A 23,016-nucleotide genomic window follows, 5' to 3' on the forward strand; every position below is an offset into this window, starting at 1 on the left:
CCGGCGCTTCTCCTGTCGGTCGGTTATGAGCTTTGCAGCACCCGGGCGCCTTGCGCCAGGTAGGCCTGCATCTCGGTGTCCGGGACCATGCTGCCGCCCGTGGCCCAGACCAGGTGGGTGGCCCGGGCGTAAGCCGCGGCGCTCAGGCCGCTGCGCTGCAGGTACTGCTCACGTTGGGCCTGCACCCGGGCGATGCCTGGGACGCCGGCCACCGCCGAGGGCTCCAGGTGCAGCTGTTGGTGCTTGGCCATCAGCCAGACCAGGGCATGCAGCTCGTCGTCGCTGACGGTGTAGTAACCCTCGATCAACCGCTGCATGGCGCGGCCGACGAAACCCGAGGCGCGGCCGACGGCCAGGCCGTCGGCGGCGGTGCGGTTGTCGATGCCGAAGTCCTGCACCGACACCTCGTCATGCAGCCCGGTGTGCACCCCAAGCAGCATGCACGGCGAATGGGTGGGCTCGGCAAATATACAGTGAACGGCGTCGCCGAACGCCAGCTTCAGGCCGAACGCCACGCCGCCGGGGCCACCGCCGACGCCGCAGGGCAGGTAGACGAACAGCGGGTGCTCGGCATCGACCCGGACCCCGGCCTGCGCCAGTTGCCGGCTCAGGCGTTCGGCGGCCACGGCGTAGCCGAGGAACAGGTCGGTGGAGTTTTCGTCATCGACGAAGTGGCAGGCCGGATCGGCGCTGGCCTGCTGGCGCCCCTGGGCCACGGCGATGCTGTAGTCGCTCTGGTATTCCATGACGTTCACGCCATGGGCGCGCAGCTTGTCCTTCTTCCATTGGCGGGCGTCGGCGGACATGTGCACCGTGACCTGGAAGCCCAGCCGGGCGCCCATCAGGCCGATGGACAGGCCCAGGTTGCCGGTGGAGCCGACGGCGATCCGGTAGTGGCTGAAGAACGCCCGGGCCTGGGGCGAGTCGAGCACGCTGTAGTCCTGGTCCGGGTGCAGCAGGCCGGCCTCCAGGGCCAGGCATTCGGCGTGCTTGAGCACCTCGTAGATACCGCCGCGGGCCTTGATCGACCCGGAGATCGGCAGGTGGCTGTCCTGCTTGATCCACAGCGCTCCGGGCAGGGCTTGCCCATAGCGGCTGGCCAGCGCCGCCTGCAAGGCCGGCAGCGGCTGGATCGGCGATTCGAGAATGCCGTTGTTGGCCAAGGTCTCGGGAAAAGCCACGCGAAAATACGCGGCGAAACGCTCAAGGCGGGCGCTGGCGTCGGCCACGTCGGCGGCACTCAGCGCAAGATCGCCCAGGCCATCGGCCAGGGGCGCGCGGGTGGGGGTGAACCAGGTGGTTTCGCGCAACGCCATCAGCTCTTCGAGCAGCGGGTAGCGGCGGGTCCAGGTAGCGAGTGGCTGGCCTGCGATCATGGGGAAGTCTCCTGTAGCAAAGGTTTAAACGAAATGAGAGAGGGCCAGGGTCAGCAGCAGGGCGACCACCGAGGCCAGGACCGTGGCGCTGGTGAAGGTCTTGAGGGCATCGGCCAGCGACACCCCGAGGTATTCCTTGACCACCCAGAAGGCTGAGTCGGTGACGTGGGTCCAGCCGATGGCCCCGGCGCCGATGGCGACCACGATGATCTCCTTGCTGTAGCCGGAGTCGACGCCCAGGGTCGGCAGCACGATGGCGGCGGCGCTCATCATGGCCACGGTCGCCGAGCCCACCGCGAAGTGCATCAGGCCCGCCACCAGCCAAGCCAGGACTACGGGGTTGATGTCCAGCCGGGTCAGGGAATCGGCCAGCACCTTGCCCACGCCGCTGTCGATCAGGATGCCGTTGAAGGCACCACCGGCACCGATGATCAGCAGGATGCTGGCCAGCGGCGGCAGGCTTTTCTGGGTGTGCCCCAGCAGGTCTTGCATGCCCAGGCCACGGCGCAGCCCCAGGGACCAGTAGGCGAAGACCACGGCGATCAGCAGCGCCACCAGCGGGTTGCCGAAGAACGACAGCAGCCCGGACAGCGTCGAGCCGGCGGGCAGGGCGCTGGCGAAGGTCTTGCCGATCATCAGCAGCAGCGGCAGCAGGATGGTCAGCAACGTCAGCCAGAAGCCCGGCAGCACTCGTTCGCCACGGGCCTCGCAGCGCTCCTCGAGGAAGGCCGCCTGCCAGGGTTCGGCCTGGCTGCGCGCCACCAGGCGGATCCACAGCGGCCCGGCGACGATGGCGGTGGGCAGGCCGACGATCAGGCCGTAGAGGATCACCTTGCCGACGTCGGCCCCCAGCAAGTGGGTAATGGCCATGGCCGCCGGGTGCGGCGGCAGCATGCAGTGCACGCACATCAGCGACACCGCCAGCGGCACGCCGAGGTGCAGCAGGTTGAGGCGGGTGGCCTTGGCCACCACGTACACCAGCGGAATCAGCAGGATGTAGCCGACCTCGAAGAACACCGGGATGCCGGCGATGAACCCCACCAGCATCATCACCCAGGAGGCGCGCCGCTCGCCCAGGGTGTCGAGCAAGGTCCGGGCGATGCGTTCGGCACCTCCGGACTCTTCGAGCATCTTGCCGAGGATACTGCCCAGCCCGATGATCGCGGCGAGAAACCCCAGGGTATCGCCCAGGCCCTTCTGGAACGATTCGAGCATGGCATTCAAGGGCATTCCCGAGCCCAACCCGACCAGGCCGCAGGCGGCGATCAGCGCCAGAAAGGCATGCACCCTGAACCTGACAATCAACACCACGATCATCACGATCGCGGCTAACAACACCCACAGCAACGCGCCATTGCTTTGCATCGGCCAACCCTCTTATTGATTTTGTGACGGGGTCCGTCAAAGGACTTCGCGGGACGAGAGTTAACGCTCGGCCGCGCGGGGCTGACAAAAGATCATTGCTCAGCAGATGGGTGATGCTGGGTCAGGCGTGGGAATGGGCGTGGGAATGGGAGCCGCGAGGCCGGTCCGGCCGTGGAATCCCGGGCCACGGGCGTGACCCGGTCGAGGGGTGTGAGTCAGCCGGCGGTGCTTTCCGGCAGTCTGGCGATGACCTTGATCTCGAAGTCGAAGCCATAGAGCCAGGTCACGCCCACGGCTGTCAGCGTCGGGTGCGGCGCCTGGCCCCAGAACTCCGGCACCACCTTCCAGATGGTTTCGAAGCGGGTTTCGGGATTGACGATAAACACCGTGACATCGATCACATCCTCGAAGGAGCTGCCGGCGGCCGCCAGGATGGTGTTGAGGTTGGTGAACGCGAGGCGCACCTGGGCCTCGAGGTCCGGCTCGGGCGAGCCGTCGGCGGTGCTGCCGACCTGCCCCGAAACGAACAGAAAGCCATTGGAGCGGATCGCCGGCGAGTAGCGGTTGCGCTGGTAAAGTGCCTGGCGTCCGGGCGGAAAAACCACGTCGCGCTGAGTCATGTGTTGCCTCCATCGATAAGGGCCGAAGCCGACCTGGAATGAACGATGAAGCTGACTCTAGGCACTTGCGCCGGGCCGATAAACCAGCAACCGTAGCCATCACTGTTTGTGGAATCCAAACAATCCAATGGTTAGCCGGGGTGGAAATGGACCGATTTGATGCGATGCAGGCCTTTGCCCGGGTGGTGGAGGCGGGCAGCTTCACCAAGGCCGCCGACACGCTGCACATGAGCAAGACCAGCGTGACGCAACTGGTGCAGCAGCTGGAGGCGCGCCTGCGGGTCAAGTTGCTCAACCGCACCACGCGCCGGGTCCACCTGACCGCCGACGGCGCGGTGTATTACGAGCGTGTGGTGCGCCTGCTGGCCGACCTCGACGATGCCGAGACCAGCCTGTCCAGTGCCTCGGCGCTGCCCAGGGGACGCCTGCGGGTGGATGTGCCCAGCCCGTTGGCGAGCATGATCCTGGTGCCGGCGCTGCCCGGGTTTCACGCCCGCTACCCGGACATCCAGATCGACCTGGGCGTCAGCGACCGCATCGTCGATGTGCTTGGCGAGAACGTGGATTGCGTGGTGCGCGGCGGCGAGTTGACGGACCAGTCGCTGATGGCGCGGCGGGTCGGCGACCTCCAGCTGGGCGTGTATGCGGCGCCCGGCTACCTGGAGCGCCTCGGCGCCCCCGCGCATCCGCGCGAACTGGAGGATTCGTTGCATCGCATCGTCGGTTTTCTCTGGGCGCGCACCGGCAAGGCCTTGCCCTATGCCATGCACGGCCACGGCGAGAGCCTGCAGATCAAGGGCCGCTATGTGCTGGCGGTCGACGATGGCAATGCCTACCTCGCCGCCGGCCTGGCGGGCCTGGGCGTGCTCTGGCTGCCGGACTACATGGCCCGGGCGCATCAGGAACGGGGCGAGCTGGTGCGTCTGTTCGAGGACTGGCGGCTCGAGCCGATGCCGATCTACGTGGCGTTCCCGCCCAATCGGCATATCAGCATCAAGCTGCGGGTGTTTATCGACTGGGTCGCCGAGCTGATGGCCGAACATGCGCCCATCGCCAGCCGAGCCGGGGGCGTGAAGCGACCGGTTACATGAACTTTCTGGGCGCCCCCCAGAAACCCGCCAGAGCAGCTTTACTTGTCCAGGCAAGTCGCGCCTGTAGATGGCCGTTCGGCCGCCGCATTCTGCCCGGGACCGGCATTGCGAGAAGGACACGGAGTGTCGTTCAACCCCGTACCAGACCCTTGTCGCCCCCTGACATGAACGCCTGTTGGAGCAGTCGTTTGCTGGCCAGTACCTCATCGCGGTCTGGTCGCGCCCGGGCCATCGCAGCCCGGGCGCCGCCTCTTTAAAGGAGTAAAGACATGACTCAGTACGACAAACAGCTCAACAACCCCAAACAGCCGTCGCGCCAGGCACGCCTGGAAAGCACCGGCGCCGAACGCCTGACGCTGGCCAACGCCGGGCCGATCCAGATGGGCTTCTGGGTGCCCAACCGGGTATGGGCCACGGCCAAATTCCTGGTGCCGCTGCGCAACCTGATCGCCGAGAAGAAAAAGGCCGGCACCCTGACCCCGATGCGCACGCAAATCATCGAGTTCAAGACCTGGGTCACCCACAACAGCGTGTACCGCATGTGGGTCAACTCGATGATCGAACAGTCCAACGCCTACGTGGCGACCCTGGACGAGGCGACCAAGGAGCAGATCAAGGGCACGGACGGCGATGCACTGTGGATCGCCGGCTACGACAGCTTCTTCGAGATTCTCAACGAGATCATCAGCACCTCCTCGTCGTTCAACGCCACGGCCCAGGTCGGCACGCCGATGAACGCTTTCCTGGCGGTGTCGATGGGTACCGAGGCGGGTGTCGCGCTGTTCCATGACACGACCTTCAACCAGCAGTTCAAGAAGGTCCTCAATGCCTGGAACGCCTTCCTCAAGAGCAGCGCTTCCCTCGACAAGCTGGACATCAACGACCCGGAAAAAGAGGGCTCGTGGATCTCCGCGGCGGCCCATGAGGCCGGGGTCTGGACGCAGATGGAGCATGACCCGAACCTGCCCGGCTACGGCTTCGATTCCTGGAACGCGTTTTTCATCCGCAGGTTCGTGCCCGGCGCGCGGCCGTTCCAGGGCAATCCGCTGACCCAGGTCGATATCGGCTGCGAGACCACGCCCTGGCAGTACGAAAACGATGTGGCGTTCGAGACCGAGTTCTGGATCAAGGACGTCAATTACTCGCTGCTCGATCTGTTCGGCGGCCAGGAGCAGTGGGCCGCGCCGTTCCAGGGTGGGCAGGCTTACCAGGGCTTCCTGTCGGCGACCCACTATCACCGCTGGAACGCCCCGCTCGATGGCAAGCTGGTGCGCTCCTGGGTGCAGCCGGGCACCTATTTCGCCCAGCGTCCGGCCCAGGGCGAAGGCGAGGGCACCTGGGAGGGCACCGAGTCGCAGCCGTACCTGGGGCATGTCGCCGCCCGGGCGATCTTTGTCTTCGAGCACCCGACCTGCGGATATGTCGCGCTGATCTGCATCGGCATGGTCGAGGTCTCGACCTGCGTGATCGAGCCGCCGTTCATCGTCGACCAAGGCGCGGCACCGGTGAACATCACCCGTGGCACCGAGATCGGGCATTTCGAGTTCGGTGGTTCGACCCACATGATGATCTTCCAGAAGGGCCGGGTGCAGTTGGAGGACTGGGCGGTGAACGCGGTCGCGCACCAGAACGACCCGCAACCGACGCCCATGGGCACGGTGATCGCCACCGCGTTGCTGAACAAGGGCTGAGCCGCCGAGCACAAGCGACGGCGCCCTCGCGCCGTCGCCTGCAAACCGCTGTCAGCCGCTGGCCTGGACCAGGTACTTGTGGAACCACGCCAGCGTCCGGTCCCAGGCCAGGGTGGCCGCCGCCTCGTCGTAGCGCGGGGTCGAGTCGTTGTGAAAACCGTGGTTCACCCCGGGGTAGATATAGGCTTCGTAGGTCTTGCCCGCGGCTTTCAGTGCCTGCTCGTAGGCCGGCCAGCCTTCGTTGATGCGGGTGTCCAGTTCGGCGTAGTGCAGCAACAGCGGCGCCTGGATCCGCTCGACTTCCGCGCTGTCCGGCTGGCGCCCGTAGAAGGGCACGGCCGCCGCCAGTTCCGGGTAGGCCACGGCCGCGGCATTGGCCACGCCACCGCCATAACAAAAGCCGGTGATGCCGACCTTGCCGGTGCTGGCGTCGTGCTCGAGCAACCATTCGACGGCGGCGAAAAAGTCGTTCATCAGCTTTTCCGGATTGACCTTCAGTTGCAGCTCGCGGCCATTGTCGTCGTTGCCGGGGTAGCCGCCGAGGGAGGTCAGGCCGTCGGGGGACAGGGCGATGAAACCGGCCTTGGCCAGGCGCCGCGCGACGTCCTCGATGTACGGGTTGAGCCCGCGGTTTTCATGGGCCACCACCACCGCCGGCAACTTGCCTTCGGCCTTCGCCGGGCGCACCAGATAACCCCGGACCTGTTCGTGGCCCTTGGGCGAGGGGTAGGTGATGTATTCGGCGACGATCGCCGGGTCGGTGAACGACACCTGTTCGGCCAGGGCGTAGTTCGGCGTCAGGGCGGCGAGGGTGGCGCTGGCGGTCAGCCCGACCAGGGTGAAGGCCGCCGCCCGGTCGAGAAACTCGCGGCGGCTGATCTTGCCGTGGGCGTAGTAGTCGTAGAGCTCGAGCAGCTCGGGGGCGAAGTCTTTGGCACTGAGACGTTGCATCGCGCGTTATCTCCTCACTCATGGGCGTCCGGGTGCCCCATGACTTGTGGGCGGGACGAATTCGCCCCGGTTGCCTCAGTAAAGCAAGCCTGGGCCCGAGCGGCCAATGCGCAGGGCCGACGTTGTGTTTGGGCAAAGACTTGGCTAATCTCGCATAAACACGCAAAAACAGGCATAACCATGCAAAACCAGCATTCCATCGCCGAACTGCCCCATGTGCGCCGGCAGAAGATCCTGTTGCTGCTCGAACGCGACGGCAAGGTCATGGCGTCCGAGCTGGGCCAGCATTTCGCGGTTTCCGAGGACACCATCCGCCGCGACCTGGCGGAGCTGGCCGATGCCGGGCTGCTGCAGCGGGTGCACGGCGGCGCGCTGCCACGGCCCAAGGACACCGGCAAGGATGTGTTCACCCGCCTGGGCGAAAGCAGCGAGGTCAAGCGCCACCTGGCCAGGCTCGGCGCGCAGCAGGTGCAGGAAGGGCAGATCGTGATGTTCGACTCGGGCTCGACCACGCTGCTGATCGCCCAGTCGCTACCTGCCGATATCGGCATCACCGCGGTCACCGCTTCGCCGCTGATCGCCGTCGCCCTGGCCGAATACCCGCGCAGCCAGGTGATTCTCGCCGGCGGCCGGCTCAACCCGGCGACCCTGTCTTCCGGCGGCCATGAGGCGGTACGCCTGATCCAGGGCATCCGCGCCGACCTGCTGTTCACCGGGGTGTGCGCGATTCACCCGGAGGTCGGCATCACCTCGCTGCACTTCGACGAAGTGCCGGTAAAGCAGGCCTTGCTCGACAGCGCTTCCCAGGTCATCGCGGTGACCACCGCCGACAAGCTCGGCGCGGTGGAACCCTTCGCCGTGGCGCCGTGCAATCGCCTGCATACGCTGATCACCGAGCAGCATCTGGCCTCGGGCAGCATCGAGGACTACCGGCGCCTGGGCATCGAGGTGGTGCAGGCACCGGTGTGACGGCGGCGCCGCTTCAGGGTACTTTCTCTGGCCATGAGCCTCGCCAACAGGACAGCGTGTCGCCATGAAACCGAGCTTCGAGCAGATCCCCACCACGGCCACCGCCTCCTGGTCGATGCTCGATCGGCGTCTGCCCGAGGAAATTCCCTTCGAATGGCACCACCACCCCGAATACGAACTGACCCTGACCCTCAACAGTCGCGGGCAGCGCTATATCAGCGGCGATGTGCGTGCCTATGACGATTGCGACCTGGTGCTGGTGGGGCCGAACGTGCCCCACAGCTGGAGTTCGCAGCAGCGGATCGACCCGCGCCAGCCCCATATCGCCCTGGTGATCTGGTTTTCCGAAGCCTGGGCGACTGCCCTGGTCGAGCTGTTTGCGGAAATGGCCGGCCTGCGCCCCCTGCTGGCCGCGGCCCGCGGTGCCTTGCAGTTCAGCGGCGAGGCGGCGTGGGAGTCGCGCCCGCTGATCGAGGCCATGGTCGCGCAGGACGAGCCGACGCGCCTGGTGTCGTTGCTGGCCTTGTTGACGCGCCTGAGTCGCGACCGTGGCGCCGAGAAGATCCTGCCGGCCGCCGCCGGGCCGGCGGTGATCGAGGACGGGCGTCTGCAGCGGGTGCTGGAGCATATTCACGCGCATTACTGCCAAGCGCTGAGCATCGCCGAGCTGGCGCGGATGGCCTGTGTCAGCGTCTCGGCGTTTCACCGGATGTTCCGCCGCCATACCCGCGCGACGCCCCTGGAGTACATCGCCCGCCTGCGCATCGGCCGTGCCTGCGCGCTGCTGGTGCAAGGGCCGCAGACCCCGGTGACCCAGGTTGCCGAGGCCGTGGGCTATGGCTCGCTGGCCCTGTTCAATCGCCAGTTCAAGGCCCGGCAGGGCATGACCCCTTCGGCTTTTCGCCAGCGCCACCGCGCGCATTTCCAGTGACAGCATCCTGCTGCCAGCGGCGCTGGAAACGCCACAATCGTATCGCTCGACGCGCCAAACCCCACTGCCTGCGGCCAGGGCCCTGGGGTTTCATGGCGACAGCGCGGCGCCATGCTCGCGCTTCTCCCGACCCGAACGACACAGGCCATGACCATGAATCCTTACGCTGCCTTCCACTGCCAGACCCTGCCCGACAACTACCGTGAGCACATAGTGCGGATGAAGCGCGCCCTGCGTGCGCGGATCGGCGACGTGCAGTCGCTGTTCGCCGAGGTCAGCGCCTTTATCGAGCAGGAGATCGCCTCGATCGATGCCCAGGGCGGCCAGGCCTGGCCGCAGCTGGACTATGCGCAGATCGCCGCGGGCCGGGTCAGCGCCGAACAGCGCACGGCGATCCACCGGCGCGGCTGCGTGATGGTGCGCGGGCACTTCGCCCGGGACACCGTCAGCGCCTGGGACCGGGATCTGCTGGGCTATCTGGCGCGCAATGATTTCGAGCGGATCTACCGCGGCCCGGTCGACCGCTTCTTCGGCAACCTGGAGGCTTCGCGACCGCAGATCTTGCCGATCTACTGGTCGCGGGCGCAGATGCAGTTGCGCCAGCACGAGCGCATGGCCCGGGTGCAGGTCTTTCTCAACCGGCTGTGGAAGAGCGAGTCCCAGGGCCGGCAATGGTTCGACCCGCAGGTGAATGTGCTGTACCCCGACCGGGTCCGGCGCCGGCCGCCGGGCACCCGTTCCAGGGGCCTGGGCCCGCACACCGATTCCGGCGCCCTGGAACGCTGGCTGCACCCGGCCTACCTGAAGGTCTTCGACAGCCTTTACCGTAATGACTTCGCGGCCTACGACCCCTGGGACGCGGCGCATCGCACCGAGGTCGACGAGTACGCTTACCGCGACACGGTGACGTGTTCGGTGTTCAGGACCTTCCAGGGCTGGACCGCGCTGTCGGACATGCGCGCCGACCAGGGCGTGCTGCACTGCGTGCCGATTCCCAAGGCCATGGCCTACCTGCTGTTGCGCCCGTTGCTCGACGACGTGCCGGAAGATGAATTGTGCGGCGTGGCGCCGGGCCAGGTGTTACCGGTTTCCCGGCAATGGCACCCGCTGTTGATGCAGGCCTTGCGGCCGATCCCCGAGGTGCGCGCCGGCGATTCGGTGTGGTGGCATTGCGACCTGGTCCACAGCGTGGCCGCCGTGGAAAACCAGCAGGGCTGGGGCAATGTGATGTACGTGCCGGCGGCGCCCATGTGCGCGAAAAACCAGGCTTACGCCAAGGCGGTGTATGGCGCCTTCGAGCGGGGCGTATCGCCGCCGGACTTTCCCCGGGAAGACTATGAAAGCACCTGGCAGAGCCGGTTCGGCCCCGAGGAACTCAATGCCATCGGCCGGCGTGGGTTGGGGCTGGAGTGACCCCCGGGCTGCCGGTGCTCAGGCCGAGGGCGGTGGTGTCTGCTGAGGGGCCGGGCGAGGGATGCCGGGCTTATTCGACCCGGCGGAACACCAGCGCCTTCAAGCCGCTCTCGATATCGCTATCGGGAAACTCCGGCGGGTTGTCCAGGCGTTGCTCGAAGCGCAGGCCCGGGGCTTCGCGGGTGACGCCGTCGATCAGGAAGTCCGAGCCAACGGCCGGGTCGTTCATGCAGGCCAGCACGCAGCCGTCGGCCGTGAGCAATTCCGGCAGGCGCCGCAGCACCCGGGCGTAGTCCTTGGTCAGCAGGAAGCTGCCTTTCTGGAACGAAGGCGGGTCGATGATCACCAGGTCGTAGGGCCCGCTACTTTTCACCTTGCTCCAGGACTTGAACAGGTCGTGGCCGAGAAAGCTCACCCGGCTCAGGTCGTGGCCGTTGAGCCGGTGGTTGTCGCGGCCACGACTCAGGGCCGCGCGCGACATGTCGAGGTTGACCACATGGGTCGCGCCGCCTTCGATGGCCGCCACCGAGAAGCCGCAGGTGTAGGCGAACAGGTTCAGCACGCGCTTGTCCCGGGCATTGGCGCGCACCCAGTTGCGGCCGTAGCGCATGTCGAGAAACAGGCCGTTGTTCTGCTTCTGACCCAGGTCCACCCGATAGCGCAGGCCTTCCTCGACCAGGGTCCATTCATCGATAGGCTCGCCCACTAGCCAGTCCACCGGGCTTTGCAGCTGATAACGGTGTTGCAGCAGCAGGGTGTGGGCGCCACAGGCCTGCCACTGCGGCGAGGTGCTGAGTGCCAGCAGCAACTGCTTGAGCGCCTCCAGCTGCTGCGGCTCCGGCTCCTTGAACAGCGCCACCAGCACCACGCCCTGCAGCCAGTCCACGGTCACTTGCTCCAGCCCCGGCCAGCAACGCCCGCGGCCATGGAACAGGCGCCGGGTTTCCGCGGGAGCGCAGGCCAGGGCTGTCAGCAGGTGATGGTGCAGGATGGAGAGGGCGTCGGGGTTCATCGAAGGAGGGCCGGCAATAAAAGGGCGGGCATTTTAAACACAAATGCCGCGTGGGGAACGCGGCAAGTCAGTGGCCGGCACCCGTGCCGATGGCCGGGGGCTATGTCGAGCGGGGCTGCCGATCAGGTGTGGAACAGGGCGATGGCAAAGGAAACCACGATCATGCAGGCGACCGCAAAATTGATATTCATGACGTACTTGTCCGACGGTATTGAAGGTGGCGCCATTCTGAAGGCATCGGTGGAAAATGAAAAATCCGCTTTCATGATTTGAATGATCGACGGCCGTGATGATTGGCGGCGGCGTGGCAGGGGCCGTCAGGCAGCGGGCGAGTGGATATCTGCGTGAAGCTGATTATGCTTCAGGGAACCTTGCAGCGATGCGAGGCCGTCAGTCTGTTTCCATGCTTTGTGCAATCCGTAGTTCGATGAGCTTCAGTTCGGTGACATCAGTTCGGTGAACATCTGTTCAATGAGCTTCAGTTCGATGACATCAGCCCAGGGCCTGGGTGCGGCAAGGGTAGTAAGGCACTCCGGCCTATAACAAGAACAAGACGGAGAACCCTCATGCCGGCAATCGACAGTACAACCACGGGCAGCACGCCCAACCGCGGGATCACCCGGGAGGAGCGCAAGGTCATTTTCGCCTCCTCCCTGGGCACCGTATTCGAGTGGTACGACTTCTACCTTTACGGCTCTCTCGCCGCGATCATCGCCAAGCATTTCTTTGCTGGCGTCAACGAAACCACCTCCTTCATCTTCGCCCTCCTGGCATTCGCCGCGGGCTTTGCCGTGCGGCCGTTCGGCGCGATCGTGTTCGGCCGCCTGGGCGACATGATCGGGCGCAAGCACACCTTCCTCATCACCATCGTGATCATGGGGGTCTCCACCGCCGTGGTCGGCCTGCTGCCCAGCTACACGACCATCGGCGTGGCGGCGCCGATCATCCTGATCAGCCTGCGCCTGCTGCAGGGCCTGGCGCTGGGCGGCGAGTATGGCGGCGCGGCGACCTATGTGGCCGAGCACGCCCCCAAGGGCAAGCGCGGCTACTTCACGTCGTGGATCCAGACCACGGCGACCCTGGGCCTGTTCCTGTCGCTGCTGGTGATCCTCGCCTGCCGCACGATCCTCGGCACCGAAGCCTTCGAGGCCTGGGGTTGGCGGATTCCCTTCCTGCTGTCGATCCTGCTGCTGATCGTCTCGGTGTACATCCGCCTGCAACTGAGCGAGTCGCCGGTGTTCCAGAAGATGAAGGCCGAAGGCAAGTCGTCCAAGGCGCCGCTGACCGAGTCCTTCGCCCGCTGGGACAACCTCAAGATCGTGATCATGGCGCTGCTCGGCGGTACCGCCGGCCAGGCGGTGGTCTGGTACACCGGGCAGTTCTACGCGCTGTTCTTCCTGCTGCAGACGCTCAAGATCGACCCGCAGACCGCCAACCTGCTGATCGCCGGCTCGCTGCTGATCGGCACGCCGTTCTTCATCCTGTTCGGCAGCCTGTCGGACCGCATCGGGCGCAAGGGCATCATCATGGCCGGCTGCGTCCTCGCGGCGCTGACCTACTTTCCGATCTTCAAGGCGCTGACCGAATACGGTAACCCCGAGGTGTTCAGTGCCCAGGCGCGCAACCCGGTCACGGTGATCGCCGATCCCGCCCAGTGCTCGTTCCAGTTCGACCCAGTGGGCAAGGCCAAATTCACCAGTTCCTGCGATCTGGCCAAGAGCGTGCTGGCGAAGAAAGCCATCCCTTACGCGAACGAGAAGGCCGAGCCGGGCGCCGTGGCGCAGATCCGGATCGGCGACAAGGTGCTGGCGAGCTTCGAAGGCACCGGCATGCCGGCCGCCGACTTCAAGGCGCAGAACGATGCCTTCGTCGCCACCCTGGGCAGCGCCCTCAAGGACGCCGGCTACCCCGAGAAGGCCGATCCGGCCAAGACCAACTATCCGGCGGTGCTGGCATTGCTGACCCTGCTGGTGATCTACGTGACCATGGTCTACGGCCCGATCGCCGCCTGGCTGGTGGAGCTGTTCCCGGCGCGCATCCGCTACACCTCGATGTCGCTGCCGTATCACATCGGCAACGGCTGGTTCGGCGGCTTCCTGCCGACGGTGGCGTTCGCCATGGTGGCGGCCACCGGGGACATCTACTACGGGCTCTGGTACCCGATCGTCATCGCGGTGATGACGGCGATCCTGGGCACTTTCTTCTTGCCGGAAACCAAGGATCGGGACATTCACCACGCTTGAGGTGCGCACGTCCTCTCCCGCCTGGGAGAGGGCGTGCCTCGTGTGGCGGGCAATTCTTACCGATGGCGCAGGCGCTACAGCCATTGCATCGCTGTGCCTGTGATTGCGCGCGACGCAACGCCAAGTCCCATCCTTATCGAGTTCATCGAGGGCGCTCCTTGAGCGGCCGAGCCGAACATCCGCTTTAGCCCGTCGCAGTGGTTCAACGCTCCAGGCAGCGGGCGCCACGGCCTTTCCCCATTCAGATCAATTGCAACGCCTCGCCACGCTCATCAAACCGTGTCGCTCAGGGGTATGTCCTGTCGTTTTTTGGAATTGCCGGACTTGAATAAAGGTGCTTATATGGATTCATGTATTAATGTATCCAATTATCCAGGTAGCCAAAAATGCAATCTCTACCCTGTGAGCTCATCAAGGATCAGTGTTTCGTCGCGGGTCACTGGATCGAGGCGCCAGACAAACGAACTTTCAGCGTGACCAATCCGGCTACCGGCCAGGCGATTGGCTCGGTACCCCGTGTGGGCGCTGCGCAGACCCTGGATGCCATTGAGCGAGCCAGGCTGGCCCAGCAGAGCTGGAAGATGCAGCCCGCCAAGGAGCGGGCCAGGCTGTTGTTCCAATGGGCCGAGCTGGTTGAGTCGCACACTGAAGAGCTGGCCCGCATCCTGACGGCGGAGCAGGGCAAGCCGCTGGCCGAGGCGCGTGGTGAAGTGGGCTCCACGGTGGCCTATCTGCGCTGGTTCGCCGAGGAGGCGCGTCGTATCGAGGGGCAGGTGCTGCCGTCGCCTTCGGAGGACCAGCACTACCTGGTTTTTCGCGAACCGGTGGGCGTGTGTGCGGCGATCACCCCGTGGAATTTCCCTTCATCGATGATCGCTCGCAAAGTCGCCCCCGCGCTGGCGGCGGGCTGCACCCTGATCCTCAAGCCCGCGGAGCAGACACCGTTGTCGGCATTGGCCTTGGCTGCCCTGGCAGAAGAGGCTGGCTTGCCGGCAGGGGTCTTCTCGGTGATTACCGGGGATCCGCAGGAGATTGGCGACGTGCTGTGCGCGAGCGACACGGTAAGAAAGATCAGCTTCACCGGGTCTACCCAGGTGGGGCGCATGCTGATCGCGCAATGTGCCCCGTCCATCAAGAAGCTGTCGCTGGAACTGGGAGGCAACGCACCTTTTATCGTCTTCGAGGATGCGGACCTGGACGCCGCCGTGAAATCCCTGGTCGCGGTCAAGTTTCGCAACGCCGGGCAGATGTGTACCAGTGCCAACCGCGTTCTGGTGCATGCGGGCATTTACGATGAATTCCTCGAGCGTTTGATTGACGCGGTGAAAGCGCTGAAGGTGGGCGATGGCCTGGACCCAGGCACGCAGGTCGGTCCTCTGATCGACGGACGTGCCGTGCATAAGCTCGACGCCTTGATCGGCGATGCCGTGGCCGGGAATGCGCGCCTGTTGCTGGGCGGCAGCCGGCACTCGCTGGGCGGCACGTTCTTTGAACCGACGGTCCTGGCAGAAGTGGATGCCTCAATGCGCATGGCCCGTGAGGAAATCTTCGGGCCGGTTGCCGCCTTGTATCGCTTCTCTTCAGAGGAGGAGGCCATCGCCATGGCCAACGCCACCGAATACGGTCTGGCTGCCTATTTCTTCAGCCGGGACATGGCGCGGGTGTTCCGTGTGCTGCGCCAGTTGGAGTACGGCATGGTCGGCGTCAACAGCCATTTGATCGCCAATGAAGTCGCGCCTTTTGGCGGAGTCAAACAATCCGGACTGGGCCGCGAAGGGGCCCGGGAAGGAATCAATGAGTATCTGGAAACCAAGTTCGCTTGTATTCAGGTCTGAGTTAAGCCCTTTCCATGCTGAGTGAAAAATAATGCACAAGACATTCAACTGGGATCTTCCCTACCCATCGCAAAAGATGCCGCTGCTGGCGAAGAACGTTGTCACCACTTCGCAGCCGCTGGCGGCGCAAGCCGGCGTACGAATGCTGCTGGCTGGCGGTAATGCGGTGGATGCGGCGTTGGCCACGGCAATCGCCCTGACCGTGGTCGAGCCGGTCATGAACGGTATCGGCGGCGACCTGTTCGCCCTGGTGTGGGACAACGGCCAGCTGCACGGTCTCGATGCCTGCGGACGGGCCCCCGCGGCTTGGGACCTGGAACATTTTGCCGGCCAGCGCCAGATGCCGACCAAAGGTTGGGACAGCGTGACGGTGCCGGGGCAGGTAGCGGGTTGGGCAGCCCTGTCGCGACGTTTTGGCAAGTTGCCGTTCCCGCAGTTGTTCGGGCCGGCGCTCGAGTATGCGCAGGAGGGGTTCGCTGTCAGTCCGCAGATCGCCCGACAGTGGCAGGCCCAGGCCCCCGACCTGATGGAGCAGCCAGGTTTTCGCGAGGCCTTCACGCGAGACGGTAAATTGCCCGCGGCAGGTGACTGGTGGCGTTTTCCCGAGCAGGCGGCGTCGCTTCAGAGCATCGCGCAAAGCCATGGCGAAAGTTTCTATCGTGGCGAGCTCGCCGAACGGATCCTGGCCTTCGCCAGGCAGTGCGGAGCCGCCTTGTGCGCTGACGACCTGGCGGCCATGGAAGTGGAATGGGTCAAACCGATCAGCCAGGACTTTCGCGGCTACACCCTGCATGAGATCCCGCCCAGCGGCCAGGGCATCGCCGCCCTCATGGCGCTGGGCATGCTCGAGTCGTTCGATATTGAATCCATGGGCCTCGACAGCCCTGATGCCTATCACGTGATGATCGAAGCCATGAAGCTCGCCTTTGCGGATCTGCATGCGCATGTCGGTGATCGCACGCACATGAAGCATTCGGCCGAGGCGCTGCTGGACAAGAACTATCTGCGCCAGCGTGCACAGCTCATTCAGCCCCAGGCTTCATCGGTGGTCGCCGGTACTCCAGCGCTTGGCGGTACGGTCTATCTCGCCGCGGCGGACGCCGACGGGATGATGGTTTCGTTTATCCAGTCCAACTACAAAGGTTTCGGCTCCGGGGTCGTCGTGCCCGGCACCGGCATCAGCCTGCACAACCGTGGCATGGGGTTTGTCCTGGAGCCTGGGCATGTGAACCAGGTCAGCCCGGGGAAAAAGCCCTTGCACAGCATCATCCCGGGTTTCATCAGCCGGGGAGGCGAGCCGGTCATGGCCATGGGGGTGATGGGCGGCAGCATGCAGGCACAAGGTCACCTGCAAATGATGACGCGCCTGGCCTGCTTTGATCAGAACCCGCAGGCCATGAGCGATGCCCCGCGTTTTCGCGTCGAGGCGGGGCCCGTCGTTCACCTGGAGGCGCATACCCCGGCCCATGTCATTGAATCGCTGAAAAACCGCGGTCACCACCTGCAGATCCATGAGCCCGGGAGCATGGAGTTTGGCAGCGCCCAGCTGATCCAGTGCGGCGCAAACGGCAGCTACGTTGCCGCCTCCGATTCCCGTCGTGACGGCCAGGCTGTCGGTTACTGACCCACCCCTTACAAGAGAATAAAAACATGCACGCACCTACCGAACAGAACCTTTCCCGCCTCGATGCACAGCATCACTTGCACGGATTCAGCAATGCAGTGAAGAACCGCGAGGAAGGCTCGCTGATCATGGACCGCGGGGAGGGCATCTACGTTTTTGACGAGCAGGGTGAGAAGTACATCGAAGCACTGTCCGGCCTCTGGAGCGTGGCGGTCGGCTTCAGCGAGGAGCGCTTGGTCGAAGCGGCTGCGCGGCAGATGAAGAAGCTGCCGTTCTACCACACCTTCACCCAGCGCTCGAACCAGCCCTTGGTTGAACTGGCGCAAAAGCTGATCGCCCTGGCGCCTGTTCCCATGAGCAAGGCCTTCTTCACCAACTCCGGTTCCGAGGCCAACGACACGGCGATCAAGCTGGTGTGGTACCGCGCCAATGCCTTGGGCCAGCCACAGAAGACCAAGATCATCTCGCGCAATCGTGCCTACCACGGTGTAACGCTGGGTGCCTCCAGCCTGACCGGCCTGCCCCATGTCCAGGGTGGTTTCAACGCGCCGTTGCCGGGTTTCTTTCATCTGACCGCGCCGCACTATTACCGCGAAGGCCGGCAGGGTGAGTCCGAAGCGGATTTTTCCCAGCGCCTGGCACAGGAACTGGAAGCACTGATTATGCGCGAGGGGCCGCAGACCATTGGCGCCATGTTCGCTGAACCCTTGATGGGCGCGGGAGGGGTAATACTGCCACCGGCCGGTTACTGGACCTTGATCCAGGCGGTCCTTGAAAAGCACGACATTCTGCTGGTCGCCGATGAGGTGATCTGCGGCTTCGGGCGGACCGGCAAGATGTTCGGCAGCGAGCACTTCGGCATCACCCCGGACATGATGGTGCTCTCCAAGCAGCTTTCATCTTCCTATCTGCCGATTTCCGCTTTGCTGATCAACGAAAAGGTCTACTCGGCCGTCGCTGCGCAAAGTGCGAGTCGCGGCACCTTTGGCCATGGCCTGACGGCAGGGGGGCATCCGGTGGCTGCCGCGGTGGCGCTGGAGAACATCAAGATCATCCAAGAGCGTGAATTGGTGGCGAAGGCCTGTGCCCTGGGCGAATACCTGGCCACTCGCCTGGCCAGGCTTGCCGCGCATCCGCTGGTAGGCGAGGTGCGGTCCCTGGGTTTGATCGGGGCGATCGAACTCGTTGGCAACAAGGATGACAAGACGCCATACCTGGCCGCCGGAAACCTGGGGACGATGATGTCCGCTGCGTTGTTCCGTCGTAAGGTCATTACGCGCAATATCGGTGATGCCATTGCGTTGTGCCCGCCGTTGATCATTACTCAAGAGCAACTTGCAGACCTGTTGGACCGTTACGAAGAGGCGCTGGCCGAAGTGACTGTTGAGGTCCAGGGCAGTCGTTGAAACACGAGACAGGAGCACGGCGGCATGAAAGTTGAACAGCGTTTAAAAGAGATGGGCATTGAATTACCGCTTGCCGAAGTGGGCGAACATTACTACGGCACCAAATATGGAAAAATGAAGCCTCACTATATCAGCGGCAACTTGTTGTTTCTGTCCGGGCAAACCGCCGGGTTGAATGCCCAAGGCGAGGCGAGATATCCCGGCCGCGTAGGGCGTTCCATTGATGTCGATCAGGCGCGTGAAGCGGCAAAGTTGACGGGTATTAATTGCATTGCCGCGATCAAGAATGCCATTGGTGATCTGGATCGTGTAGTGGGTATTGCCAGAGTTCTTAACTTTGTAGCCTGCGACATTGATTTTACCGAGCCGCATCTGGTGTCGAGCGCCATGAGCGATTTACTGGTGGACGCCTTTGGGGAGACAATAGGAATTGCCCCAAGGGCAACCATCGGAGTCACGTCGCTAGCGGACGATTACTGTTTCGAAACTTGGGTGACTGTCGAGTTTTCCTGAGCATATACAGAGGGTGTCATGGCTGAGCAAATCGAATTTAACGGACTCGCACTTTCGGCTGAAGGTGAGGCATATCGCTTCATCGAAAGCGGAATCCGGCAGGGCCGTTATCGCGCGGGAGAGCGGCTCGTCGCCGAGGATATTGCCGCTGAAATCGGCATGAGCCGAATGCCGGTGCGCGAAGCCTTCCGCAGGCTTTCCGCCGAAGGACTGCTGCATATCAGGCCGAACCGCGGGGCAATCGTGCGCGGCTTGAATGCGCAGGAAATGCGCGAAGTATTCGAAATTCGCGCCAGCCTTGAAGCCCTGGCGGCCGGTCTCGCCATGCCCAGGCTGACGCCGCAATCCATTGCAACTCTGGAACATTTGCTTGACCAGATGGAACTGTGCAACTCGGATTATTCCGAATGGGTCACTAAACATCGTGAGTTCCATGAGTACCTGTCGGGATTGGCCGGCATGCCACGTCTCAATGCTCAGCTCGTCGGCTTGCATTCCTCGCTGGAGCCTTACATGCGCATATGGCTTGAACATGCGGATAAACCGATGACTTCGCGGGATGATCATGCGGGCATTATTCGAGCCCTCAAAAGTGGCGATCAGGCGTTGGTAGAGTCGGTGGTGCGGGAACATGTAAGGGCTACGATTCCTGCACTGGTAACTTTAGTAAGTTAATAACCTGGCGAGAGCCGTCAGTTAAATTTACTACTTGTTTCAGCGTGACCTCCTTAGTTGTCAAGGAGGTCGCGACAGGGATGTTTCGCCTTGAATTCAACAATAACAATATTTAAAGAGGTGCAGCATGTTCAAACGAATAGTATCAACTGCGGCATGCAGTGCAGTGCTGTTATGTTCCGTTGTCTCGCGTGCGTCGGAACCTGTCCAGGTCGGCTTTACCGCCACCTTGACCGGCGATTTCGCTTCCTACGGCCTGGATGTGCGCAAAGGCTTTGAGTTGGGTGTCGAGAAGGTCAGGTCGGAGGACGACGTGAACCTCCAGGTCAAGGTGTCCGACGATCATGGCCAGCCCAACGATGGCGTGTTGGCGGCGGGGCGCTTCTGCGAGGACCAGGACACCCTGGCGGTCGCCGGCTACACCTTCAGTTCGGTCGCCCTGGCTGCCGCACCGATCCTGAAAAAGTGCCAGATGCCGATCGTGGCCTCGGCGATCACCAGCCCGCAGCTGACGGGCATCAACCCGTACTTCCGGCGCCTGATCATGACCGACGCGGCCCAGGGCGCGATGATGGGCGAGTACGTCGCTCGGACGATGGGAGTCAAATCGCTCTACATCCTGTACCAGCAGGACGATTACGGCATCGGGATCAACAAGGCTTTCGCCGATGCCTTCGTGGCGGCGGGCGGCACCCTGGCCGGGCAGAACAGCTACAACCTGGGGACCAAGGATTTCCGGACCATCCTCGCCGGCGTCAAGCAGCGCAAGCCCGATGCGATTTTTATCGGCGGCTTCTACACCGAGGCAGCGATGATCGCCAAGCAGACCCAATCGCTGGGCATCAACGCCCGCCTGATCGGCACCGATGGCGCGCTGTCGTCGCAGCTTGTGCAGTTGGGCGGCAGCGCCACCGAGGGCATGACGCTGTATGGCATGTTCGATAGCCACTCGCAGACGTCAGCGCAAACTGCAGCGTTCGTCCAGCAATACGTTGCCAAATACCAGCAAGAGCCCAATGGCTGGGCGGCCTTGGGCTACGACACGGCGTTGACCCTGGGCGCGGCGGCGAAGGCTGCGCGCGCCAGCGGCCAGCTCAATCGAGCCTCCATGAACGATGCGCTCAGCAGCATCGAGCGCCTGCCAGGCGCGACCGGCGACATCTCCTTCCAGGCCGACGGAGACCGATCGGGTTCACTGCATTACTTCACTGTGAAAAGTGGCAAGTTCGTTCTCGCCGACCAGTAATGACATCGCGGTGTGCGGGGGCGGTTTGCCGCCCCTGCAAAACCGCTGGAGATCCTCATGCTTTACTTTGAGCAGCTTCTGATAAATGGCCTGATGCTCGGGGCCATTTATGCCCTGGCGGCGGTGGCTTACACGCTGGTTTACGGTGTAGTCAAAATGGTGAATTTCGCATTTGGCGAGCTGTTCATGCTGGGCGCCTTTATCACCTTGTCACTGATGTTGCCCGAGCTTTCACTGTTCGGATATCAGGTGGCGATGCCGAACCTGAACTTCTTCCTGGCGGCCCTGGTCGCGATGGTGGCGGTGGCGGCGCTGGGAGCCCTGATCGACCGCATCGCCTATCGGCCGCTACGCAATGCTCCGCGCATGGCTTCGCTGATTACTTCGATTGCGGTCTCGGTACTCTTGCAGAGTCTGGCCCAGACCGTCTGGGGGCCCAGCTCGCTGAGTTTTCCAGAGACGCCCCTGACGCGTCTGCCGGCGCTCCAGCTCGGTGAAATCACGGTCACCGGCGTTGAATGGCTGGTCATGGCTTCCGCGCTGGTGGCCATGATCGCCCTGCAGCTGTTCGTCCACTACACCTCGCTGGGACGGGCGATGCGCGCTTCGGCTCAGGACCCGACGGCCGCTTACCTGGTGGGTATTCCAGTGAACCGGATCATCGGCCTGGCCTTTGTGCTCGGTTCGGCGTTCGCCGCGTTTGCCGGCATTCTCTATGCGCAATCCTTCGCGTTCGCCAGCCCCACCATGGGCTTCGCGCCCGGCTTGAAGGCGTTGACGGCGGCGGTGCTTGGTGGGATCGGCAATATTCCCGGGGCCGCGGTCGGTGGGTTGTTGCTCGGCCTGGTCGAATCGCTGTGTTCCGGCTATATCCCCGGCGGCGCCATCTATCAGGACGCCCTGAGTTTTGTCCTGCTGGTGCTGCTACTGCTGGTCCGTCCGCAGGGGCTGCTGGGCAGGAAGGAAATGAATAGCCATGCCCGTGGAAGCCTGACCAGTGACAGAACCGACAAAGGCTCATGGGTCACCGCGCCATTGCGCCTGCTCGATGGTGTGTTCGCTTCACGCCTGATGGCGAGCAACCTGGTCAAGTTCGTCGCCATCGCCGCAGCCGTAGGTGTCGGTTTTGGTATCCAGTCCGACTACTGGCTCGGCATTCTGGTGATGGTCCTGCTCTACGGCATGCTCGCCAGCGGGTTGAATATCGTGGTCGGTTTCGCGGGCTTGCTGGACCTGGGGTTCGTCGCGTTCTGGGCCGTCGGGGCGTACTACACCTCGATCGTATTCGTCAGTGTGCTTCAGGGCGTCTATGGCCTGGACATCGCCGCCACCTGGTGGGTGCTGTATGCCAACCTGATCATTGGCGGGCTGATTGCCGCCCTGTTCGGGGTATTCCTGGGCTATCCGACGCTGCGGGTCCGCGGCGACTACCTGGCGATCATGACCCTGGGTTTCGGTGAAATCGTGCGCGTTGTCGTGACCAACTGGGTCCCGGTGACCAATGGCCCGATGGGGATTCGCGGGATTCCGTTGCCCATGCTGTTTGGCTACGAGATTGGCTCGACCCGGGCGCTTTACTTCTTCGCCCTGGCACTGAGCGTCGTGCTGCTGTTCTGCATTGGCCGGGTCGTGCGTTCCTTCGTCGGCAGGGCCTGGGTGGCGCTGCGCGAGGATGACGACGCGGCGGAGGCGATGGGCATCCACGGCACGTGCTACAAACTGCTGGCTTATGCGTGCAGCGGATTTGTCGGTGGTCTGGTCGGGGTGTTCTACGCGCACTTCCAGCAGTACATCAGCCCCATCAGCTTCACGCTGTTCGAGAACATCGTGATCCTGATGCTGGTGGTGCTCGGCGGTATGGGAACCATGATCGGGCCCTTCGTCGGTGCCGCGGTATGGATCGTGTTCCTGCAAGCCTCCCTCAATATTCCCTTTGTCGAGAGCTTCCCCGAGTCTCGATACATCCTGCTGGGCGCCATGCTGATCGCATTGATGCTGTTTCGTCCCAGTGGTTTAGCCGCCAAGGCCCGTCAGCGTCTTGTAATGGGGTAATCC

General features: G+C 63.7%; 19 protein-coding genes. 14 read left to right on the forward strand and 5 right to left on the reverse strand.

All coding sequences use genetic code 11. The features are described 5' to 3' along the window. Window positions 1–23: 23 nt before the first annotated feature. From dsdA to AC3RCP_RS12300, 3 genes are all read right to left on the reverse strand, one after another. Window positions 24–1,376, reverse strand: a complete 1,353-nt coding sequence (gene dsdA / locus AC3RCP_RS12290) for a D-serine ammonia-lyase (protein WP_492571567.1) — start codon at window positions 1,374–1,376, stop codon at window positions 24–26. Between the two features lie 24 nt (window positions 1,377–1,400). Continuing rightward, complete coding sequence (locus AC3RCP_RS12295) at window positions 1,401–2,741, reverse strand: GntT/GntP/DsdX family permease (RefSeq protein WP_009043230.1); 1,341 nt, start codon at window positions 2,739–2,741, stop codon at window positions 1,401–1,403. Window positions 2,742–2,956: 215 nt separating this feature from the next. Beyond that, window positions 2,957–3,361: a RidA family protein gene (locus AC3RCP_RS12300; protein WP_492571568.1), complete on the reverse strand. Its 405-nt coding sequence runs from the start codon at window positions 3,359–3,361 to the stop codon at window positions 2,957–2,959. A gap of 146 nt (window positions 3,362–3,507) precedes the next feature. On the opposite strand from AC3RCP_RS12300, the gene AC3RCP_RS12305 reads away from it, so the two are divergent. Both AC3RCP_RS12305 and AC3RCP_RS12310 read left to right on the forward strand, forming a co-directional pair. Next, window positions 3,508–4,452, forward strand: a complete 945-nt coding sequence (locus tag AC3RCP_RS12305; RefSeq protein ID WP_101337488.1) for a LysR family transcriptional regulator — start codon at window positions 3,508–3,510, stop codon at window positions 4,450–4,452. 269 nt (window positions 4,453–4,721) lie between these two features. Continuing rightward, window positions 4,722–6,143 (forward strand): phophatidylserine decarboxylase associated domain-containing protein, encoded by a 1,422-nt coding sequence (locus tag AC3RCP_RS12310; protein ID WP_492571569.1) that lies wholly within the window; start codon window positions 4,722–4,724, stop codon window positions 6,141–6,143. A gap of 51 nt (window positions 6,144–6,194) precedes the next feature. On the opposite strand, the gene yghX is transcribed toward AC3RCP_RS12310, so the two are convergent. Next, window positions 6,195–7,094 carry a YghX family hydrolase gene (gene yghX / locus AC3RCP_RS12315; RefSeq protein ID WP_492571570.1) on the reverse strand — a complete coding sequence of 300 codons (900 nt, stop codon included), beginning with the start codon at window positions 7,092–7,094 and terminating at the stop codon, window positions 6,195–6,197. Window positions 7,095–7,274: 180 nt separating this feature from the next. Between yghX and AC3RCP_RS12320 the strand changes: the two genes are divergently transcribed. From AC3RCP_RS12320 to AC3RCP_RS12330, 3 genes are all read left to right on the forward strand, one after another. Then, the gene (locus AC3RCP_RS12320) at window positions 7,275–8,063 is read left to right on the forward strand and encodes a DeoR/GlpR family DNA-binding transcription regulator (RefSeq protein WP_150050245.1); all 789 of its coding nucleotides are present in this window, start codon (window positions 7,275–7,277) and stop codon (window positions 8,061–8,063) included. A gap of 64 nt (window positions 8,064–8,127) precedes the next feature. After that, complete coding sequence (locus AC3RCP_RS12325) at window positions 8,128–8,994, forward strand: helix-turn-helix domain-containing protein (protein WP_492571571.1); 867 nt, start codon at window positions 8,128–8,130, stop codon at window positions 8,992–8,994. A 153-nt stretch (window positions 8,995–9,147) separates the two neighbouring features. Then, window positions 9,148–10,407 carry a DUF1479 domain-containing protein gene (locus AC3RCP_RS12330; RefSeq protein WP_492571598.1) on the forward strand — a complete coding sequence of 420 codons (1,260 nt, stop codon included), beginning with the start codon at window positions 9,148–9,150 and terminating at the stop codon, window positions 10,405–10,407. 70 nt (window positions 10,408–10,477) lie between these two features. Here AC3RCP_RS12330 and AC3RCP_RS12335 read toward each other — a convergent pair whose 3' ends face one another. Further along, entirely contained in the window at window positions 10,478–11,419 is a 942-nt protein-coding gene (locus tag AC3RCP_RS12335; protein WP_101337493.1) for a class I SAM-dependent methyltransferase, read from the reverse strand. A gap of 141 nt (window positions 11,420–11,560) precedes the next feature. On the opposite strand from AC3RCP_RS12335, the gene AC3RCP_RS12340 reads away from it, so the two are divergent. The 9 genes from AC3RCP_RS12340 (at window position 11,561) to AC3RCP_RS12380 (ending at window position 23,013) form a co-directional block, all read left to right on the forward strand. After that, the gene (locus AC3RCP_RS12340) at window positions 11,561–11,692 is read left to right on the forward strand and encodes a hypothetical protein (RefSeq protein WP_256583235.1); all 132 of its coding nucleotides are present in this window, start codon (window positions 11,561–11,563) and stop codon (window positions 11,690–11,692) included. Window positions 11,693–11,985: 293 nt separating this feature from the next. Beyond that, a complete protein-coding gene (locus AC3RCP_RS12345) occupies window positions 11,986–13,662 on the forward strand; it encodes an MFS transporter (RefSeq protein ID WP_101337494.1) in 1,677 nt (558 codons plus the stop codon). Window positions 13,663–14,048: 386 nt separating this feature from the next. Next, the gene (locus tag AC3RCP_RS12350) at window positions 14,049–15,497 is read left to right on the forward strand and encodes an NAD-dependent succinate-semialdehyde dehydrogenase (RefSeq protein ID WP_007924910.1); all 1,449 of its coding nucleotides are present in this window, start codon (window positions 14,049–14,051) and stop codon (window positions 15,495–15,497) included. 31 nt (window positions 15,498–15,528) lie between these two features. Then, window positions 15,529–17,121 (forward strand): gamma-glutamyltransferase family protein, encoded by a 1,593-nt coding sequence (locus AC3RCP_RS12355; RefSeq protein WP_087088164.1) that lies wholly within the window; start codon window positions 15,529–15,531, stop codon window positions 17,119–17,121. Window positions 17,122–17,147: 26 nt separating this feature from the next. Next, window positions 17,148–18,527, forward strand: coding sequence for an aminotransferase (locus AC3RCP_RS12360; protein ID WP_492571572.1), 1,380 nt, complete (start codon window positions 17,148–17,150; stop codon window positions 18,525–18,527). A 24-nt stretch (window positions 18,528–18,551) separates the two neighbouring features. After that, window positions 18,552–19,040 carry a RidA family protein gene (locus tag AC3RCP_RS12365; RefSeq protein WP_007924927.1) on the forward strand — a complete coding sequence of 163 codons (489 nt, stop codon included), beginning with the start codon at window positions 18,552–18,554 and terminating at the stop codon, window positions 19,038–19,040. 18 nt (window positions 19,041–19,058) lie between these two features. Further along, complete coding sequence (locus AC3RCP_RS12370; protein WP_007924929.1) at window positions 19,059–19,715, forward strand: GntR family transcriptional regulator; 657 nt, start codon at window positions 19,059–19,061, stop codon at window positions 19,713–19,715. A 127-nt stretch (window positions 19,716–19,842) separates the two neighbouring features. Then, window positions 19,843–20,961 carry an ABC transporter substrate-binding protein gene (locus tag AC3RCP_RS12375; protein ID WP_492571573.1) on the forward strand — a complete coding sequence of 373 codons (1,119 nt, stop codon included), beginning with the start codon at window positions 19,843–19,845 and terminating at the stop codon, window positions 20,959–20,961. Window positions 20,962–21,018: 57 nt separating this feature from the next. Beyond that, window positions 21,019–23,013: an ABC transporter permease gene (locus AC3RCP_RS12380; RefSeq protein ID WP_492571574.1), complete on the forward strand. Its 1,995-nt coding sequence runs from the start codon at window positions 21,019–21,021 to the stop codon at window positions 23,011–23,013. Window positions 23,014–23,016 lie beyond the last annotated feature (3 nt).

It is taken from the genome of Pseudomonas sp. GW822-FHT05A08 (assembly GCF_058800485.1).

Coding starts and splice junctions, on each gene's coding strand:
- AC3RCP_RS12340 (WP_256583235.1), top strand. CDS start 11,561: ATGGCAAAGGAAACCACGATCATGCAGGCGACCGCAAAATTGATATTC.
- AC3RCP_RS12350 (WP_007924910.1), top strand. CDS start 14,049: ATGCAATCTCTACCCTGTGAGCTCATCAAGGATCAGTGTTTCGTCGCG.
- AC3RCP_RS12295 (WP_009043230.1), bottom strand. CDS start 2,741: ATGCAAAGCAATGGCGCGTTGCTGTGGGTGTTGTTAGCCGCGATCGTG.
- AC3RCP_RS12335 (WP_101337493.1), bottom strand. CDS start 11,419: ATGAACCCCGACGCCCTCTCCATCCTGCACCATCACCTGCTGACAGCC.
- AC3RCP_RS12345 (WP_101337494.1), top strand. CDS start 11,986: ATGCCGGCAATCGACAGTACAACCACGGGCAGCACGCCCAACCGCGGG.
- AC3RCP_RS12360 (WP_492571572.1), top strand. CDS start 17,148: ATGCACGCACCTACCGAACAGAACCTTTCCCGCCTCGATGCACAGCAT.
- AC3RCP_RS12355 (WP_087088164.1), top strand. CDS start 15,529: ATGCACAAGACATTCAACTGGGATCTTCCCTACCCATCGCAAAAGATG.
- AC3RCP_RS12310 (WP_492571569.1), top strand. CDS start 4,722: ATGACTCAGTACGACAAACAGCTCAACAACCCCAAACAGCCGTCGCGC.
- AC3RCP_RS12325 (WP_492571571.1), top strand. CDS start 8,128: ATGAAACCGAGCTTCGAGCAGATCCCCACCACGGCCACCGCCTCCTGG.
- AC3RCP_RS12370 (WP_007924929.1), top strand. CDS start 19,059: ATGGCTGAGCAAATCGAATTTAACGGACTCGCACTTTCGGCTGAAGGT.
- AC3RCP_RS12320 (WP_150050245.1), top strand. CDS start 7,275: ATGCAAAACCAGCATTCCATCGCCGAACTGCCCCATGTGCGCCGGCAG.
- AC3RCP_RS12305 (WP_101337488.1), top strand. CDS start 3,508: ATGGACCGATTTGATGCGATGCAGGCCTTTGCCCGGGTGGTGGAGGCG.
- yghX (WP_492571570.1), bottom strand. CDS start 7,094: ATGCAACGTCTCAGTGCCAAAGACTTCGCCCCCGAGCTGCTCGAGCTC.
- AC3RCP_RS12365 (WP_007924927.1), top strand. CDS start 18,552: ATGAAAGTTGAACAGCGTTTAAAAGAGATGGGCATTGAATTACCGCTT.
- dsdA (WP_492571567.1), bottom strand. CDS start 1,376: ATGATCGCAGGCCAGCCACTCGCTACCTGGACCCGCCGCTACCCGCTG.
- AC3RCP_RS12375 (WP_492571573.1), top strand. CDS start 19,843: ATGTTCAAACGAATAGTATCAACTGCGGCATGCAGTGCAGTGCTGTTA.
- AC3RCP_RS12300 (WP_492571568.1), bottom strand. CDS start 3,361: ATGACTCAGCGCGACGTGGTTTTTCCGCCCGGACGCCAGGCACTTTAC.
- AC3RCP_RS12380 (WP_492571574.1), top strand. CDS start 21,019: ATGCTTTACTTTGAGCAGCTTCTGATAAATGGCCTGATGCTCGGGGCC.
- AC3RCP_RS12330 (WP_492571598.1), top strand. CDS start 9,148: ATGAATCCTTACGCTGCCTTCCACTGCCAGACCCTGCCCGACAACTAC.